At 70.1% G+C, this 17699-nt stretch carries 14 protein-coding genes; 10 read left to right on the top strand and 4 right to left on the bottom strand.

Annotation, left to right across the window (positions count from 1 at the left end):
- Positions 1–47: 47 nt before the first annotated feature.
- Complete coding sequence (locus tag C9992_RS09395; protein ID WP_106815365.1) at positions 48–1325, bottom strand: ROK family protein; 1278 nt, start codon at positions 1323–1325, stop codon at positions 48–50.
- 108 nt (positions 1326–1433) lie between these two features.
- On the opposite strand from C9992_RS09395, the gene C9992_RS09390 reads away from it, so the two are divergent.
- From C9992_RS09390 to C9992_RS09345, 10 genes are all read left to right on the top strand, one after another.
- Complete coding sequence (locus C9992_RS09390) at positions 1434–2465, top strand: Gfo/Idh/MocA family protein (protein ID WP_106815364.1); 1032 nt, start codon at positions 1434–1436, stop codon at positions 2463–2465.
- Positions 2462–3247, top strand: a complete 786-nt coding sequence (locus C9992_RS09385) for a hypothetical protein (protein ID WP_106815363.1) — start codon at positions 2462–2464, stop codon at positions 3245–3247. Before C9992_RS09390 ends, C9992_RS09385 begins: the two co-directional genes overlap by 4 nt.
- A gap of 95 nt (positions 3248–3342) precedes the next feature.
- Positions 3343–4362 (top strand): VOC family protein, encoded by a 1020-nt coding sequence (locus C9992_RS09380; protein WP_106815868.1) that lies wholly within the window; start codon positions 3343–3345, stop codon positions 4360–4362.
- Positions 4363–4462: 100 nt separating this feature from the next.
- The gene (locus C9992_RS09375; protein WP_106815362.1) at positions 4463–5416 is read left to right on the top strand and encodes a fumarylacetoacetate hydrolase family protein; all 954 of its coding nucleotides are present in this window, start codon (positions 4463–4465) and stop codon (positions 5414–5416) included.
- 103 nt (positions 5417–5519) lie between these two features.
- Positions 5520–6518, top strand: a complete 999-nt coding sequence (locus C9992_RS09370; protein ID WP_106815361.1) for a cyclase family protein — start codon at positions 5520–5522, stop codon at positions 6516–6518.
- Positions 6519–6557: 39 nt separating this feature from the next.
- Complete coding sequence (locus tag C9992_RS09365; protein ID WP_106815360.1) at positions 6558–7694, top strand: FAD-dependent monooxygenase; 1137 nt, start codon at positions 6558–6560, stop codon at positions 7692–7694.
- Entirely contained in the window at positions 7691–8731 is a 1041-nt protein-coding gene (locus tag C9992_RS09360; RefSeq protein ID WP_235008163.1) for an amidohydrolase family protein, read from the top strand. The genes C9992_RS09365 and C9992_RS09360 overlap by 4 nt, the downstream gene beginning before the upstream one ends.
- Positions 8728–9729, top strand: a complete 1002-nt coding sequence (locus C9992_RS09355) for a fumarylacetoacetate hydrolase family protein (RefSeq protein ID WP_106815359.1) — start codon at positions 8728–8730, stop codon at positions 9727–9729. The genes C9992_RS09360 and C9992_RS09355 overlap by 4 nt, the downstream gene beginning before the upstream one ends.
- Before the next feature lie 156 nt (positions 9730–9885).
- Positions 9886–11373, top strand: coding sequence for an MFS transporter (locus tag C9992_RS09350; RefSeq protein WP_235008162.1), 1488 nt, complete (start codon positions 9886–9888; stop codon positions 11371–11373).
- Between the two features lie 17 nt (positions 11374–11390).
- The gene (locus C9992_RS09345; RefSeq protein ID WP_106815357.1) at positions 11391–12983 is read left to right on the top strand and encodes a GMC oxidoreductase; all 1593 of its coding nucleotides are present in this window, start codon (positions 11391–11393) and stop codon (positions 12981–12983) included.
- 75 nt (positions 12984–13058) lie between these two features.
- Here the strand turns inward: C9992_RS09345 and C9992_RS09340 are convergent, their stop codons facing one another.
- From C9992_RS09340 to C9992_RS09330, 3 genes are all read right to left on the bottom strand, one after another.
- A complete protein-coding gene (locus C9992_RS09340; protein ID WP_106815356.1) occupies positions 13059–14288 on the bottom strand; it encodes an MFS transporter in 1230 nt (409 codons plus the stop codon).
- 134 nt (positions 14289–14422) lie between these two features.
- Positions 14423–16042 carry a peptide MFS transporter gene (locus tag C9992_RS09335; protein WP_268807177.1) on the bottom strand — a complete coding sequence of 540 codons (1620 nt, stop codon included), beginning with the start codon at positions 16040–16042 and terminating at the stop codon, positions 14423–14425.
- Between the two features lie 141 nt (positions 16043–16183).
- Positions 16184–17584 (bottom strand): MFS transporter, encoded by a 1401-nt coding sequence (locus tag C9992_RS09330; protein ID WP_106815355.1) that lies wholly within the window; start codon positions 17582–17584, stop codon positions 16184–16186.
- Positions 17585–17699 lie beyond the last annotated feature (115 nt).

Here is a 17699-nt window from a genome sequence, read left to right as displayed (position 1 = left end):
GAGAGGAAGCTACACCCTTTCGTCGATTTCAGTGAAAAGTCTGCGGCTCACGCGAGCGCGTGCTCGTCACCGCGGATCGCGGCGACAGTGGGGCGCCCGTGGCCGAACCATCTGGGGAAGGTGACGTCGAAGAGCTGCTCCCGCACCATCTCCGTGCCCCCGCGCAGCGGTTCACGCACATCGTTGACCGACTGCGCGATCGTCAGGTCGCGGGTGGCCAGCGGCAGCGACAGCTCGTACACGCGCTGGCGGACCTCTGCCAGAAGCAGCTCCCCGGCGCCGGCGAGAGCACCACCGATCACGATCACCGAAGGATTGAACATGTTGACCAGGGCCGCGATCGACTCGCCGACGACGCGCGCGGACCGCTGGACGAGCCGGATGGCAAGGGCGTCACCGTCTTCCGCGGCGTTCGAGATGCGCTCGGGGGAGAGCTCCTCGCCCGATGCGACCGCCTTCGCGAGCGCGCCGGTGGCACCACCCTCGATCTCGGCGAGGGCATCGCGGATGAGCGCCCAACCGCCGGCGACTGCTTCGAGGCATCCGACCTTGCCGCAGCGGCAGAGTGCGTCCGAGTCGCGCACGCGGACGTGCCCGATGTCACCGGCAGCGCCGTTGACGCCGCGGTGGATGCGGCCACGGGAGAGGAGCCCGGCGCCGATGCCGGAGCCGATCTTGCAGTAGATGAGATCGAGGTGGTCGTCGTCTCGGCGTGCCCGTTCGCCGAACGTGAGGAGGTTGACGTCGTTGTCCACCCACACCGGGGCCTGGTACCGCTGCTCGAACCGCCGGCGGACGTCGAAGCCATTCCATCCCGGCATGATGGGCGGCGCGACGGGGCGGCCGCTCTCGAAGTCCACCGGACCGGGAACGCCCACGCCGACGCCCCAGACGGGCACGTCCGGCGTGCGGGCGAGCACCTCGTCGATCATGCCGAGCGCCTTGTCGAGCGTCTCGGCGGGCCCGCGGGCGATGTCCCACGGCGCGTGCGCCTGATCGATGACGTCGCCGTCGAGGAGCGCGACGCCGACGTGGATGTGCAGTGCGCCCAGTGCGCAGACCACGATCCGCCCGGCCTCTCCGCGAAACCGCAGCGTGCGGGGTGCGCGGCCGCCGGAGGAAGGTCCGAACTCACCGTCCGCGAGATAGCCCATCTCTATCGCGTGGTCCACCCGCTGCGTCACCACGCCGCGCCCGAGGCCGGTGACGCGTCCGATCTCCGGCCGGGTCGACGCGTCGCCGGTGCGCACCATGTTGACGATCCGCAGCAGGCTCGTCATCTCGTCGGTCTGCGCGCCGAAGCGCAAGGTGGACTCTGTGGCCATGGTCGATTCTTGCATAACGCGGTGAATCCACGGCCGAATCCGTGCGCCCTATAGTCCAGATGATGTCGACTTAGGTACTGTTTCCACATAAGTGTGAGGAGGCCGCTCATGTCGCTCGGCGTGGGGATCATCGGCGCGGGTCCGGGTGTCGCGGCATTGCACGTGCCAACGCTCGCTCGGTTGCGGGACGTCTTCCGCGTCGCGCATGTCGCAGACGCCGGCAGCGGCCGCGCGAAGGAGCTGGCCGCCCGTGCGGGCGCTCGCGCGTCGACGGGCGTCAGTGCGCTGCTGGCGGATGCCGACGTCGACGTGGTGGCGATTTGCAGTCCACCCGCCGAGCATGCGGCGCATGTCGTGGCTGCGGTGGCCGCGGGCAAGCGCGGCGTGTTCTGTGAGAAGCCCCTCGCCACCACGATCGCCGATGCGCGCGATGCCATCGAGGCGTGCCGTCGCGCCGGAGTGCCGCTCGTCGTCGGCACGAACCACTACTTCGATCCCGCGTGGGGTCGCGCCAGGCACCACCTCACCGCCTCGGGTGGCCCTGTCGTCTCCATCTCGGCGACGCTGGCCCTGCCGCCCAACGCGCGGTACCACGAACTCGTGACCGAGCCGCCGACGGCGGGCAGCGAGGTCACCCTCCCCGATCTGGCCCGCCCGCAGGTCGCCGCCGCGGTCATGCGTCAGCTGCTCACCGGACTGGCGATCCACGACCTTCCCCTCGTGCGTGATCTGGCGCCGCGATTCGAGCGGGTCGTCTTCGCACGGGCGCTGGCGCCGCTCGGCTATGCCGTCGGCTTCGTCGCCAGCGGAATCCCGGTCCAGCTCACGACCGTGATGCTTCCCGGCGGTGCGGACGCACTCTGGCGGGTGAGCGTGTCGACCCGCACCGACCGCCTCGACGTGCATTTTCCTCCCAGCTTCGTGCATGCCGGCGCCGCCCGGGTGAGCGTGAAGACCGCCGATGGGCGTGACATCGCGTATGCGCATGGCGGCAGCGACGGCTACGTCGGCGAGTGGCGGGCGCTCGCCGAGCTCCTCGAGGCGGGCCTGCCGGTCGAGTACGACGAGCTTCTCGACGATGCGACGTACGCCCTGCAGCTGGCTGATGGTGCCGCGGCCGTCCTGGAGGCGAGCTCGTGACCACGCGCGTCCACACCGATCTCGAGGCATATCGTGTCGCGGTCAGTGAGCTGCCGGTGAGCGCCACGCCCGCTCGGGATCTTCCCGCTGCAGTCGCCGTCGTTCGCGGCGAGGGGCGGTGGTGGGAAAGGGCCTCCGCTGCCGTCCGTGCCGGCGCGGGCGGCATCGTCGTCGCTCAGCCCGGCGCCGCTCCTTCCGCCGAGCTCCACGCGCTCGCACGCGTCGCCGCACGGACCCCGGTCGTCGTGGAGCGCCGTCTGCTGCGCCCGGGCATGAGGGACCTTGTTGACGCGTCTGCCGCCGGGCATCCGCCGTGGCATGCCGTCGTGGTCGAGTGCCACGCGCCCGCCTCGGCGCTGCGGGACGTGCTGCCCGACGCGATCGGGTGGGCCCGCGTCGTCGCGGGCACGCCGCTCACCTGCCGGATCAGCCAGACGTGGGAGGGAGGCACCCTGGCTCTCCTCGATCCGGCGGAAGGAGGCGCCATCTCGCTCACCGCGACGGTCCAGCCCGGTGCTCCGGCGCACGGCCGGCTGCGCGTCACGGCCATCGGACAGGAGCGTGTCGAGGTCGACGCCGATCTGGACACGGTGGTGTCGATCGCCGATGCCGCTGGGCGCCGCATCCTCCCCCCGCTTTTGGAGAGCCCCGAGCGCGTGGCACTTCGCCGTGCCATCGCGGCCGTTCGCACGGGTGAGGTGCCTCTGGACCTCGACGAACTGCGGCACGATACTGCGCTGGCAGAGGAGCTGCTCACCGCGTCCATTCATAAACATCGCTGATCCGCGAGATAGGCGATATGGCATTCCCGGATATGCCGATCTCAGACGAAAGTTGACAGCGGGATCACCCGCCAGCTCATCCGAAAGGGTCGATGATGATCAAGCTCCTGTCCCACCTCTCCTATGTGGAGATCTCGTCTCCGGATGTCGAGGCATCCGTCGACTTCTACGTCAACCAGGTCGGGCTGACCGTCGTCGACCGCGTCGATGGCGCGGTGTACCTGCGCTGCTGGGGGGACTACTACGCCTACAGCGTCGTCGTCGTGCCCGGTGACGAGCCCGGCCTCGTCACCGCCGCGTGGCGCACCTCGAGCGCCGAGGCGCTGGAGGAGGCCGCCAAGCGTGTGGAGGCCGCCGGCGTCGAGGGCGAGTGGATCGACGTCCACAAGATCGGTCGCGCCTATCGGTTCACCGGTCCCTGGGGTCACACGCTCACCCTTCACTGGGATGTCACCCGTCACCACGACATCGAGGGTGACGCCGCGTCGATCTACCCCGACCGCCCGTCCCGCCGCAGCAAGGTCGCGGGCGCTCCTCGTCAGCTCGACCACGTCACGATCGCGACCAGCGACGTCGACGGCTTCGTCAAGTGGTATGTCGACGTCCTCGGCTTCCGCTTCATGGCCCGCACCGTGCTCGACGAGGCGCCCATCTCGGTCTTCTCCGTCCTGACCACGAACGAGAAGTCGCACGACCTGGGGGTCGTCCTCGACGGCTCCACCCGGGCCGGCCGCGTGAACCACTACGCCTTCTGGGTCGACACTCGCGAGGAGCTGCTCATCGCCGCCGACATCCTCGGCGAGAACGGGTACCCGATCGAGTACGGTCCGTCGATCCACGGCATCGGAGAGCAGAACTTCCTCTACTACCGCGAGCCGTCGAGCCTGCGCATCGAGCTCAACACCGGCGGTTACCGCAACTACGTCCCGGACTGGGAGGCGAACACGTGGAAGCCGTCGCAGGGGTCCAACAACTTCTACCGCAACAGCGTCATGCCGATGTCGATGACGGAGTCCTTCCCGCCCGCCGACGGGCCGTCGGCGACGGAGGAGGGCGTGCCCAACGAGATCAAGGAAGCGCTCTTCAACCCCTACGCCAAGCACGGCCAGGGCTGACAGGCTCGAGGGTGGGGATGCCGGACAGGCGTCCCCGCCCTCGCACCACGTTCCGAACCGCGGACATGGAGAAACGATGACGACGACGTCAACAGCAGGTATGACCGCCCCCTTCGCCCTCGCGCGCTACCGCGACGGCGACTCGGTGCGTCTGGGTCTGGTCGCCGGCGACCGCGTCCGCGCGGTCTCCCGTGACGAGCTCGGCGCCGCCGACCTCAACGCGTTCCTCGCACACCCCGACTGGGAACGACTGCGGGCGCTGGCGGACTCGGAGAGCGAGGGGTGGATGCCGCTGGCCGACGTCGTGCTGACGGCCCCGGTCGAGCCGCGGCAGGTGCTGCAAGCGGGTGCGAACTACCGCGAGCACGTCATCGAGCTCGTGGTCGCGGGGCTCACGCAGGACTCGTCCCGCTCGCCCGAGGAGGCGCGGGACTTCGCCGCGAAGATGATGGACGAGCGGCGGGCCCACGGCGAGCCGTACTTCTTCCTCGGCCTGCCCACGGTCGTCGCCGGGGACGACGTGCCATTGGTGCTGCCCGCCTACAGCCAGGTGCACGACTGGGAGCTCGAGCTCGCGATCGTGATCGGCCGGGAGGCTTTCCGCGTCTCGCGCGAGGAGGCGCTGGACCATGTCGCCGGCTACACGATCGTCAACGACATCACCACGCGCGATCTCGTCTTCCGCAAGGACATGAAGGAGATCGGCACCGACTGGTTCCGCGCCAAGAACGCCCCCGGGTTCCTCCCTACCGGTCCCTTCCTCGTGCCGGCGCCGTTCGTCGACGGCTCGGACGTGCGGGTGCGACTGGACCTCAATGGCCAGACGATGCAGGACGGGTCGTCGAGCGACCTGCTGTTCGACATCCCGGCCCTGATCTCGGCGGCGTCGCAGACGACGGCGCTGCTCCCCGGCGATCTGCTCCTCACCGGGAGCCCGCCGGGCAACGGCCAGCACTGGAAGCGGTTCCTGCGCGACGGCGATGTGATGACGGGTTCCATCTCGGGCCTGGGCACTCAGGTGGTCCGCTGCGTCGCGGAAGGACCGGCATCCTGATGATGTCCCACTTTCCCGCCTTCGTGTCCCCATTCCATTCGGCTGGGGGCCCTTCACATGAGCGAAATCGGGACATGCTCGACCTGAGGACGGAGAACCGACGATGACCGGCCCGAGCGAGAACCCCGCCGACCTCGACCGGCAGAATCCCGAAGCCGAGATCGCCGCGCGCGCCGAGGCGTACCGCAACTGGGGTCGGTGGGGCGATGACGACGTCCTCGGCACCCTCAACTTCATCGACGCGGCCAAGCGGGTGCAGGCCGCTGCCCTCGTAAGTACGGGTGAGGTGATCTCGCTGGCGCAGGCGTTCGACACCGACGGCCCCCAGAAGGGCTGGCGGCGGCGCACGAACCCGGTGCACACCATGACGGACACGGGCACCGACGCCGAGCGCGGCAATCAGGGATTCCCACACGGTATCGGCGGCGCGGACGATGTCATCGCCATGCCGCTGCAGTGCTCCACGCAGTGGGACGGTCTCGGGCACATCTTCGACCACGGCAACGCGTGGAACGGCCGCCGCGCCGGCGACGTCGTCACCAGCGACGGCGACCTGGTCACGGGCATCGAGCACGCGGCATCCGTTCTCGTCTCCCGCGGCGTGCTGCTCGACGTCGGCCGCCACCTCGCGCCCGGGACCGGCGAGCTCGAAGACGGGTACGCGATCACGGTGGCCGACCTCGAGGCGACGATCGCGGCACAGGGGGAGTCCAGCCGGGTCGGTCGCGGCGACATCGTGCTCGTGCGCACCGGCCAGTACGCGCGCACGCGGCGGGACGGCTGGGGCGACTATGCCGGTGGTCCGGCACCGGGGCTCTCGCTCACGACCGCCGGGTGGCTGCATCGCACCGAGATCGCCGCCATCGCCACCGACACGTGGGGATTCGAGGTGCGGCCGAACGAGTTCGACGCGCCCGCATTCCAGCCGCTGCACCAGGTGGTCATCCCCAATATGGGGCTGACCATCGGCGAGATGTGGAATCTCGACGCCCTGGCCGAGGCTTGTGCGGGGCGCGGGACGTACGACTTCCTGCTGTCGGCGGCGCCGCTGCCCATCACCGGCGCGGTCGGGTCGCCGATCAATCCCGTCGCGATCCTCTAGCCACCTCACACGCACGATCCAGAACAGGGAGGTTCTGACATGACCGCAGTCCGAAAGGTCGCGATCGCCGGGAGCGGTGTCGCGGGTCTGGCCGCCGCCATACAGCTCGCGAAGGCCGGCGTCCAGGTGGACGTCTTCGAGGCGAAGCCCGAGCTCGGCGCGCTCGGGTCCGGCATCTCGCTGCAGGGCAACGCCCTGCGGGTGTTCGACGCGCTCGGCGCGTGGGACGACATCCGCGCGGCGGGGTTCGCCTTCGAAGGCCTCAACGTGCGAGCGCCCGGGCCGGGCGCGCCCGTCGTGGCAGCGCTGCCGGACGTGAAGACAGGCGGACCGGACTACCCGGCGGCGATGGGGATGCCGCGTCCCGAGCTGGCGCGCATTCTCCTCGAGCACGCGCAGAAGGCGGGTGCGAACGTGCGCTTCGGCGCCCGGATCACCGATCTCGACGCCCGCGCGAACGAGGCTGTCGCGGTCACGGTCGACGGCGAGCCCGCGGGCGAGTACGACCTGCTGATCGGCGCCGACGGACTGAATTCGACGGTGCGCGAGCTCATCGGCATCCAGACCAAGCCCGAGCCGACCGGCATGGGCATCTGGCGGACCTTCGTCTCCCGTCCGGCGGAGGTGGAGCGCAGCGAGCTGTACTACGGCGGCCCCGTCTACATCGCCGGGTACACGCCGACGGGCGAGGACAGCATGTACGCCTTCCTGGTCGAGAAGGCGCAGGACCGGTTCGGCGTGTCCGACGAGGAGGCCACACGGATCATGCTCGAGGAATCGCGCGCGTACGACGGCCCCTGGAACGCGATCCGTGCCGACCTCGAGGCCGGTGCGCACGCCAACTACACCTGGTTCACGAAGCACCTCGTCGAGGAGCCGTGGAACCGCGGTCGTGTCGTCATCATCGGCGACGCCGCGCACTCGTGCCCCCCGACGATCGCGCAGGGTGCGGCGCAGGGCCTGGAGGATGCGCTGGTCCTGACCGAGCTGCTGGTCCAGCGCGACGCGGTCGACCAGCAGCTGTGGGACGACTTCCACGCGCGGCGCCTGCCGCGCGCGAAGGCGGTGGTGGAGGCATCCGTCCAGCTCGGCCAGTGGCAGATCGACGGCAACCGCGACGCCGACGCCGGCGGGCTGATCTTCGGCATCGCCCAGCAGATGGCGGTGCCGGCATGACTGAGCTCGTGACGGTCAGCGGCGACCGGATGCCGGTCGTGGACGTCCACGCGCACCTGCTGCTGCCGGCCCTGCACGCCGAGGTCGAGCGGCGGGCTCCGGAACTGGTGGCCGAAGCGGCTGATCTCGAGCGTCGTCGCAACGGTGTCGAGAGCCTCCAGGTCTCCGGGGCCATGGTGGGGGAGCGCATCCCGAAGCTCACCGACGTCGGGGTCCGGCTCGCGGCGATGGATGCGCAGGGCATCGACCGGCAGTGGGTGAGTGTTTCGCCGAATCACTTCTACCCGTGGGCGCCGGAGGGCCTTGCGGTCTGGGTGGCGGCCGAGACGAACCGGCTCATCGCCGAGCACGTCGCCCACGCTCCCGACCGGTTGACGGGACTCGGGGTCGTGCCGCTGCAGCATCCGGAACGAATCGTCGAGTACCTCGACGACGCCGTGCTCGGGCGGGGGCTCGCGGGCGTCGAGATCTCTTCGTTCGCCGGCGACGTCGAACTGTCGGACGAGCGCCTCGAGCCGTTCTGGGCGCGGGCGGCGGAGCTCGGCTGCATCGTGTTCCTGCACCCGTTCGGCTGCAGCCTCGACGAGCGCCTCGACCGGTTCTACCTGTCCAACACCGTCGGGCAACCCACGGAGAATGCGGTGGCGCTGTCGCACCTCATCTTCGCGGGTGTCCTCGACCGCCATCCGGGCCTGCGGATCGTGGCGGCGCACGGCGGCGGCTACCTGCCGTTCGCGATCGGCCGCTCAGATCGCGCGTGGCGCGTGCGCCCCGAGGCCCGTCGCTGCCAGCATGCGCCGTCGACGTACCTGCGGCGCCTGTGGTTCGACACGGTCGTACACGACCCGGTCGCCCTGCGGCACCTCGTCGAGGTCGCGGGGGGCTCCCGGGTGCTGCTGGGCAGCGACTTCCCGTTCGACATGGGACTGGACGACCCGGTGTCGTTCGTGCGGGGCGCCGACCTGCCCGGTGAGATCACCCAGCGGATCCTTGGCGGCAACGCCGACGCCCTGCTGCAGACGCAGGTGCCCGCATGAGGATCGCGCGCTGGGCGGGCATCGGTGAGGCCGCAGGCGTCCGTGAGGCTGACGCACCGTCGGCCGAGACGGAGGGTTTCGTCGTCGGCGACCGCGTGGTGCCCTTCGCCGGCGGCGAGACCGTCGCCGGCGTCCTGGCCGGCGGGCTCGACGCCGCGCGCGCGGCGTTCGCGCGGATCGACCGGGCAAGCGGCACGCCGCTCGCGGAGGTGCGGCTCCTGGCTCCGCTGGTGCCGGCATCCGTCCGCGACTTCGTGGCCTTCGAGGAGCATGTCGAGGGGGTCAGCGCGGGGGTGGAGGGCAAGAGCTTCGTCGCCCCCGAGTGGTATCAGGCGCCGACCTTCTACTTCACCAACCCGCACACGATCCTCGGGCCCGCCGACGTCCTCCGCCCGCCCATCACCGAACGACTCGACTTCGAGCTGGAACTGGCCGTCGTCCTCGGCGGAGAACCCGGAGTGAACCTCGATCCGCAGGCGGCGGCATCCCGCATCTTCGGCTACACGATCATGAACGACTGGTCGGCGCGCGATCTTCAGGGCCGCGAGATGAAGGTGCGTCTCGGGCCGGCCAAGGGCAAGGACTTCGGCACGAGCCTGGGTCCTTGGATCGTCACCGCCGACGAACTCGAGCAGTACCTGGACGCGGACGGGTTCCTCGCCGTACGTGCCGAGGTGCGTATCAACGGCGAGCTCGTCGGCGAGGATCTCGTCTCGAACATGGGCTGGCCCTTCCCCGAGCTGGTCGCCTACGCCTCGCGCAACTCGCGTGTCGTGGCGGGGGACGTGCTCGGCAGCGGCACGGTCGGCAACGGCGGATGCCTCGGAGAGCTGTGGGGCCGCAACGGCGACCTCGTCCCGCCCCCGCTGCGCCCGGGCGACGAGGTGCGCATGACGATCGAGGGGATCGGCGAACTCGTCGGCTCGGTGGGTGAGAGCGTCCCCGCTCCTGAGCTGCCCCCGGCGCGGGCGCGTCCGCGTCTTCGTCGGCGCGGGTGAGCACCACATCCACTTATGTTGATTTCAAACTAAAGAGTGGATAGAATCGACAGTGACGTCGGGGCCGTGGACGGCCCGTTCCCCGCCGCGAGGGCGCGCGGGGACACATCCCGTCGCGTCGATCGCCCGGTCGTACGGGTCACTACGCGTATGAGCATGTCACCGTGGAGGCTCCGCCTTCTGATCGCCGCCCTCCTGACCGTCGCGATCCTCGGCGCCCTCGACCACACGATCGTCTCGACGTCCCTGGCGACCGTCGCCGGCGAACTGGGCGCGCTCGCCCAGATGGGGTGGGTGGTGGTCGGCTACACGCTGGCCAGCACGGTGTTGCTGCCCGTCATCGGCAAACTCGGCGATGCGGCCGGGCCCCGAGGGGTGTTCCTGGTCTCGCTCGTGCTGTTCCTCGTCGCGTCGCTGGCGTGCGGCTTCGCCCACGACATGCCGCAGCTGATCGTCGCTCGCGTCGTGCAGGGGATGAGCTCGGCCGGCCTGCACCTCATGTCCCAGACCATCGTCGCGCGCGTCACGACGCCCCGAGAACGTCCGCGCTACCTCGCGATCATCGGCGCAGCCTTCCCGGTCGCGATCCTCATCGGACCCGTACTCGGAGGACTCATCACCGATTACTGGGGATGGCCATGGGTGTTCTGGATCAACATCCCGTTCGGCGTGGCGGCCCTGCTGCTCGCGCTGGTCGCCGTCCCCCGGCTCGCCGGTTTCGGCCGGCAGCGGTTCGACGTCGCGGGGGCGGTCACCTTCGCCGTGGCCATGGTCGCACTCGTGCTGGCCGTCACCTGGGTCGGGGACTCCGCGCGTGCGGTCGCAGCGGTGGTCGCGTTCGCCGTCGCCGCCATCGCATTCGCGGCGTTCCTTCTCGTCGAGCTGCGTGCACCCGAGCCGCTCGTTCCGTTACGGCTGTTCGCGAACCGCACCATCGCCACCGGGACGGCGCTTTCGGCGATCATCGGCGTCGGCCTGTTCTCGATCACGGCGTATCTGCCGACGTACTTCCAGATGGCGTACCGCACGAGTGCCACGGTATCGGGTCTTGTTCCCATCGCGACCGTGTTCGGGATGCTGGTGTCCAATCTCGCGACGGGGTGGCTGGTGAGCCGCACCGGCCACTATCGGGTCTACTGCATCGTCGGGACTTCGCTCGGAGCCGCCGGCCTGTTCGTCATGGCGCTGCTGCCGGTGGGGCTGCCGCTGTGGGTGCCCATGGTCGTCATGGCCGGGGTAGGGATCGGCACCGGCGCATTCATGAGTCTCGTGATCGCCGTGGTGCAGAGCGCCGCTCCGCGACGCGACACCGGCAGCATGACGGCCACCGTGAACCTGGTCCGGCAGGTCGGCTCCACCGTCGCGACGGCGATCATCGGCGGCGTCATCGGCTTCGGGGTCGCAGGACTGCTTTCCGACGCGCTCGACGCGGCGGCGCTGACGCCGCGGTTCGTGCACGATGCATCCGTCGCCGTGCAGGTGGAGGTCGCCGGGATCTACAGCGCCGTCTTCGCGCCGGTCTTCGCCGCGCTCGCCGTCGCCTATGCCGCGGGCATCGTCGCCGCCCTGCTCCTACCCGCCGGACGGCTCTCGGACGAGTACGAGCACGCCGCCGCTGCCCGCCCCGAACCGCTCACCGCCTGAGCAGAAGAGGTACTCCCATGTCGCACACCCCCACCGTCGCCATCGTCGGCAGCGGGCCGATCGGCTCCGCCTACGCCCGCGTCATCCTCGAGTCGAACCCCGACGTGCGCGTCGTGATGTTCGAAGCCGGCCCTCAGCTGACCGCTGTGCCGGGGCAGAGTGTCCGCAACATCGTCCACCCCGAGGAGAAGGCCCGGGCCCGGCAGATGTCGCAGGGCCCGCAGTCCGGCGCGTACCGCGAGAGCCTCGGGATTCCCGCGGGCGCGGTCGTCGAGGGAATGTTCACGGCCCGCCAGGGGACCCACCTGCTCGACTTCGGCGGTCCCGGCTCCGCGCACGCGCCGACATTCCCGGCCGCAGCCGCCGCGACGAACGTCGGTGGGCAGGGGGCGCACTGGACGTGCGCCATCCCGCGTCCGGCGTTCAGCGAGAAGGTCGACTTCATCGACGACTCGGAGTGGGACGACCTCATCACGACGGCGGAGGGTCTGCTGCACGCGCAGAGCGCCGCCTTCGCCGACTCGCCCATCGGCTCCGCCATCCGCGCCATCCTCGACGACGAGTTCGGCGCCGAGCTTCCGCCCGGCTACGGTGTGGGGACCCTCCCGGTCGCCGGCGACCCGCAGCCTGATGGGTCGATGGTCTGGGCCGGGGCGAACACGGTCCTCGGACCGCTCATCGAAGACGGCACCGCAGAGGCCGCCCGCTTCGAGCTGCGTGACCTCACACTCGTGCGGCGCATCGAGCACGACGGCGGTGCGGCCACCGGGGTGACCATCGAGGACCTCCGCACGCGAGAGGTCTCCTTCGTCCCGGCCGACGTGGTGGTGGTGGCCGCTGACGCGTTCCGCTCTCCGCAGCTGCTCTGGGCCTCCGGCATCCGCCCGCGCGCGCTCGGACGCTACCTCACCGAGCACCACGTGGTGATCACGACGGTCGCCCTCGATGAGGAGCGCATGGGGGCGCTGGTCTCGGAGGAGCAGTTCCGCAGCGAATTGGCACGCCGTGCCCGCAACGCCGCCGACCCGGTCGCGGCGGTCAACCGCATCCCGTTCTCGGAGCCCGACCACCCCTTCTCACTGCAGGTGATGTACGCCGAGAACCCGCCGTTCCAGCTGGATCCCGCGCACCCCGCGGCCGGCAATCGCTGGGGCTACGTCAACATGGGGTACGGCGTGCGCAAGCATCCTCGCGTCGAGGACGGCGTCACCTTCGACGACGGCGAGCTCGACTACCGGGGCTTCCCCAACATGACGATCGAGTATGCGCTCACCGATGCCGAGGAGGCGGAGCTCGCCGAGGCGCACGAGCGCGTGCGCCGCGCCGGTGCCGCCCTCGGCACCTTCGTCGCCGAGCCGCGGCTGCTGCCCAACGGCTCGAGTCTGCATTACATGGGCACCATGCGGATGGGCCAGGAGGACGACGGCACGTCGGTCGCCGACCCGTGGTCACGCGTCTGGGGATACCAGAACCTGATCGTCGGCGGCAATGCGCTCATCCCGACGGCGAACACCATGAACCCGACGCTCATGAGCGTGGCGATCGCCGTGCGAGGGGCGCGGCGCGTGGCGGAGCAGCTGGCGGGCGCCCACGCCCAGGTCGCGCGCTGACCCGCCGGGGCCGATCCCGCCGCGCACGCGAGAGGGCCGGGCCGTCCGTCGACGGCCCGGCCCCCCTCGCGCGTGTCAGGCGGTCGGTGCGGTCACCGGCTGCCGCCGCAGACCCAGGCCGAGGACGACCGCGACAGCGGCGGCGGCGATCCCCACGATGCCGACCGCGACGGGCAGCGGTGCGCCGGTGGCGCCGGTGAGCGCGCCCATCACCAGAGGGGTGACGAACTGGCCCAGGAAGAAGGACGACGTCCACCATCCGGTCGCCCGTCCACGCTCCTCGAAGCGGGTTCTCGAGACGACCCACGTCACGAGCGAGGGCAGCAGGATGCCGGAGCCGAACCCTGCGACGACGGCGCCCGCGAGCACACCGGCGAAGCCGCCGAACAGCCACACGATGACCATCCCGACGCCCTGCAGCCCGAACGCGAGGGGAAGCAGCAGGCGAGTGCCGCTCTTGGCGATGCGCGGGAACGTGAACGCGCCCGCCGCCGTGGCCAGGGAGGCGATGGCTGCGACGAGGCCGATCGTCGCGGTGTCGTCGGCGGACACGCCCGTTCCCACGACCAGGTAGCTCACCTCGATGATCATGACGTAGAACGTGAATCCGCCGAAGACGGTGACGACCAGTGGCAGAGCCAGGATCCGCCACGGAACCCGCGCCTTCTCGCCGGCCGGAACGTGCAGGTCGGTGGAGTCGCGCCGACTGGGCTCCCACAGCGCGAAGATCATCAGCACGGCGATGGGTGCGGCGATCGCGTAGATCCAGAACGGTGCGTGCCACCCGGCGGAGCCGACCGCCCCGCCGAGTGCGATGAACACGGTCGCGCCCAGCGTCGTGGCGACGGTCTGCAGGCTGAGGTACCGGTTGCGCCGCCGCTCCTCATGGAAGTAGTCCACGATGAGCGTCGTGCAGACGGTCATGATCCCCGCCTCGAAGACGCCCACGAACGCGCGGCTGATGAGGATGCCGGCGAGACTGTCGATCCACGCCGGGACCGTACCGGCGACGGCGTACGCGAGCATCGCCACGACCAGCAGGTTCTTGCGCCCCAGGCGGTCGACGATCTGCCCCGCGAACGGCGCGAAGACCGCGATCATGAGGGCCGGGATCGCCACGATCATCGGGACCAGCACGTCCGCTCCGGGCTCGTCGGCGAAGTACTGCGACAGCTGGGGGAGGACGGGCGTGATGAGGACCGACCCCATCACGGGCATGCAGCTTCCGGCCAGCAGCAGGGCGGCCTGCCAGGCGCCGGCGCGTCGAGCGGTCGGCTGATCGACCGCGAGGGTGGGCTTCGTCATTGAAATCTCCTTCGACTCCACCCTCATTGAAGGGGCTGCGAGGAGATCAGCGAACCGCTATTCCGTTATCGCCGGTATCGATGACGGTTATGAAGCGACTGGTGCACGCGAAGCGCCGCTCCCACGGCATCCCGTCAGCGCACACCCCGCATGAGCTTCAGCACGGGCTTGACGGACGCCAGGAGGGCCAGGCCCAGCACGATCGCGATGCCGCCGAGAATCGTGAAGTACGGGACCTCGTTCTCGGGGTCGTAGAACTGCGCGAGCCAGCCGGCGATCGCGGTGCCCAGGGCTATCGACAGGAAGTACAGCGCCACCATCTGGGTGTGGAAGCGCTCGGGGGCGAGCTTGGTGGTCACCGACAGGCCCGGGGGCGAGATGAACAGTTCGGCGATGGTGAAGACGAACAGGATCAGCACGATCGCCAGCAGCGGCGTGGAGTTCGGGGCGCCGTTCGCCCAGGGCAGGAACAGCAGGAACGCCAGGCCCATGATCATCGAGCCGAGCGAGAACTTCACCGGCGCTGACGGCGCCCGGTTGCCGAGCTTCGTCCAGATCGCGGCGAAGACGCCGGAGAGGATGATCACGAAGATCGGGTTGATGGAGTTGACCCACGACACCGGCATCTCCCAGCCGAACAGCGACCGGTTCAGACGCTGGTCGGAGTAGATGGTCAGCACGGTGAACTGCTGCTGGTACAGCGACCAGAAGCCCACGTTCACGATGAACAGCGGGATGAAGCTGATCACCCGTGAGCGGTCGTCCCCGCTGATGTGCGGCGACGCGATGATGACGCAGAAGTAGGCGATCGCTGCCGCCAGCGTGACGAGGATCACGACGCCCGCGAGGTTGTCGGCGCGGATGACACCCGTCAGCACGAGCGCCACGATGGCGATGAGCCCCGCGACCGCGATGCCGATCACGAGACCGCGGCGATTCACCGGAAGCGGGTTCGCGACGACACGCGACGACTCGGGCAGCTGCTTGCGCCCGAACGAGTACTGGATGAGACCGAGCGCCATGCCGATCGCCGCGGCGCCGAAGCCCCAGTGGAAGCCGACGTTGCTCTGCAGGAAGCCGGTGACGATGGGCCCGAGGAAGGCACCCAGGTTGATGCCGAGGTAGAACAGCGAGAAGCCCGCGTCGCGGCGCGGGTCCTTGGGGGAGTACAGCGTGCCCACGACCGCCGTGGCGTTCGCCTTCAGGCCACCCGAACCGATCGCCACCAGGATGAGACCGACACCGAGTCCCCACACGTTCGGCAGCAGCGCCAGCGCGATGTGTCCCGCCATGATGACCCAGGCGCTGAAGAACAGCACGCGCTCCGAGCCGAGCAGCCGGTCCGCCACCCAGGCGCCCAGGATGGTCGACAAGTACACCGTGCCGCCGTACGCGCCCACGATCCCGGTGGCCGTCGGCTCGGGGATCCCGAGCCCGCCGTCGGCGATCGAGTAGTACATGTAGATGAGCAGGATGCCCTGCATGCCGTAGAAGCTGAACCGCTCCCACATCTCCACTCCGAAGATGTGGGCCAGCGCCCATGGCTGCCCGAAGAACCGGGTGTCGTGATCGGCATGGTCCTCGCCCGCGGTGGTGCCGGAGGCGTCGGTCCCGCTCGCTTCTGCCACCGTGCCGGTCCGCGTCGCGTCCGCCGCTCCGGTGGCGCCGTCGGGCGGTCCCACCGGGACCTGCTCCGACTTGCGGCGCCGCCGACCGCGCTCCTCCTCGTCGAAGCCCTGATCACGCCCGTCCATCGTCGGCTCCCGTCGCCCAGGTTGAGGTCAGGGTAGCGAGGGCCGCCCTCGGGCGGTACCCCATGGCGCACCCCGGGCCAGGACGCTACCGACCGGGCGCCCCGCGCATCCTGTCGCGGTCCGGGCGCGCGTGTATCGGGGTCATTCCGGGAGCGACGGATGCCGTTCCTGCGGTGCGTGACGGCGCGGGATGAACAGCGCCACCAGCAGCGCGATGACAGCCGCGGCGCCCCCGAGCAGGAAGGACAGGTGGAATCCGGCGGGCTGCGGCACCGGCATCCCGTCGAGGTCGACCGTGAACGTCGCCAGCACCGCACCGATCACGGCCGCGGCGGTGCTCGTGCCCAGCGAGCGGAACAGCGCGTTGAGGCCGTTGGATGCACCCGTCTCGGACTGCGGCACCGACCGCATGATGAGCATCGGCATGGCCGCGTAGCCGAAGCCGATGCCGAACCCGATGCCGATGTTCGCCAGCAGGATCTGCCACACCTCGCTCGCGAACAGCAGGGTGAACCCGTACGTCACGACGAGGGCGATGGCGCCGAGGACGAGGAGGAGCTTGGGACCCACCGTGCGCGCCAATTGGCCCGAGAACGGCGAGAGCACCATCATCACCAGCCCGGCCGGCATGACCACGAGGCTCGCGGCCACCAGCGACAGCCCGAACCCGCCCGCGGCGGCAGGCAGCTCCAGCATCTGCGGATACACGACGTTCGAGGCGAACAGCGAGAACCCGAACGCGATGGAGGCGATGTTGGTCAGCAGCACCGGCCGCCGCGCGGCCACCCGCAGGTCAAGGAGCGGCTCAGGTACGCGCAGCTCGTACCAGCCCCAGGCCAGCAGCACCACGACGCCGCCGATGCCGCACGCGAGCACCGCCGGCGAGCCCCAGCCCCACTCGTTGCCGCGCGAGACCGCCAGCAGCACGCCGACGAGGCCGATCGCGAGCCCCGCGGTGCCGACGTGGTCGAACCGGCCGCCGGTGCGCAGCGCGCTCACCGGAACGATCCACAGCACGAGCGCGAACACCACGGCGCCGAGACCGGCGGCGACCCAGAACAGCACGTGCCAGTCGCTGCGCTCGGTGATCAGAGCGCTGATCGGCAGGCCGAGGGCCCCGCCCACGCCGAGCGTTGCGCTGATGAGCGCGATCGCCGAGTCGACGCGAGATTCGTGCAGCACGTCGCGCAGGATCGAGATGCCGAGGGGGACGACCCCTGTCACCGCTCCCTGCAGTGTGCGCCCGATGATGACGCCGACGATGCCGGGGGATGCCGCGGCGATGACCGAGCCCAGCACCAGCAGTGCGAGGAGCACCAGCACGATGCGCCGCTTGCCGTACATGTCGCCGAGGCGTCCGGCGATCGGCGTCATGACCGCGGCCGCCAGGAGCGTGGATGTCACCACCCAGGCCGTGTCGTCGCGGCTGGCGTTGAGCAGTTCCGGCAGCTTCGACTGGATCGGCACCACGAGGGTGAACATGAACGACGAGGCCAGTCCCGCGATGGCCAGCACCGTGACGATGGCGCCCTGCCGCGGCATCCGGGTGAGTCGTCTTCTCGCGTTCTCGTCACCCGTGCCCATCCGTCCAGGCTATCGGCGGCTCCGGGCCCCGGCGGCGGGGAGCGCATGGTCGGCGGCGGGACGGACAGAGGGA

It is taken from the genome of Microbacterium timonense, assembly GCF_900292075.1.
Taxonomy (GTDB): Bacteria; Actinomycetota; Actinomycetes; order Actinomycetales; family Microbacteriaceae; genus Microbacterium; species Microbacterium timonense.
The sequence above is the reverse complement of the archived record's forward strand: the minus strand, read 5'-3'. Positions and strand labels throughout refer to the sequence as shown.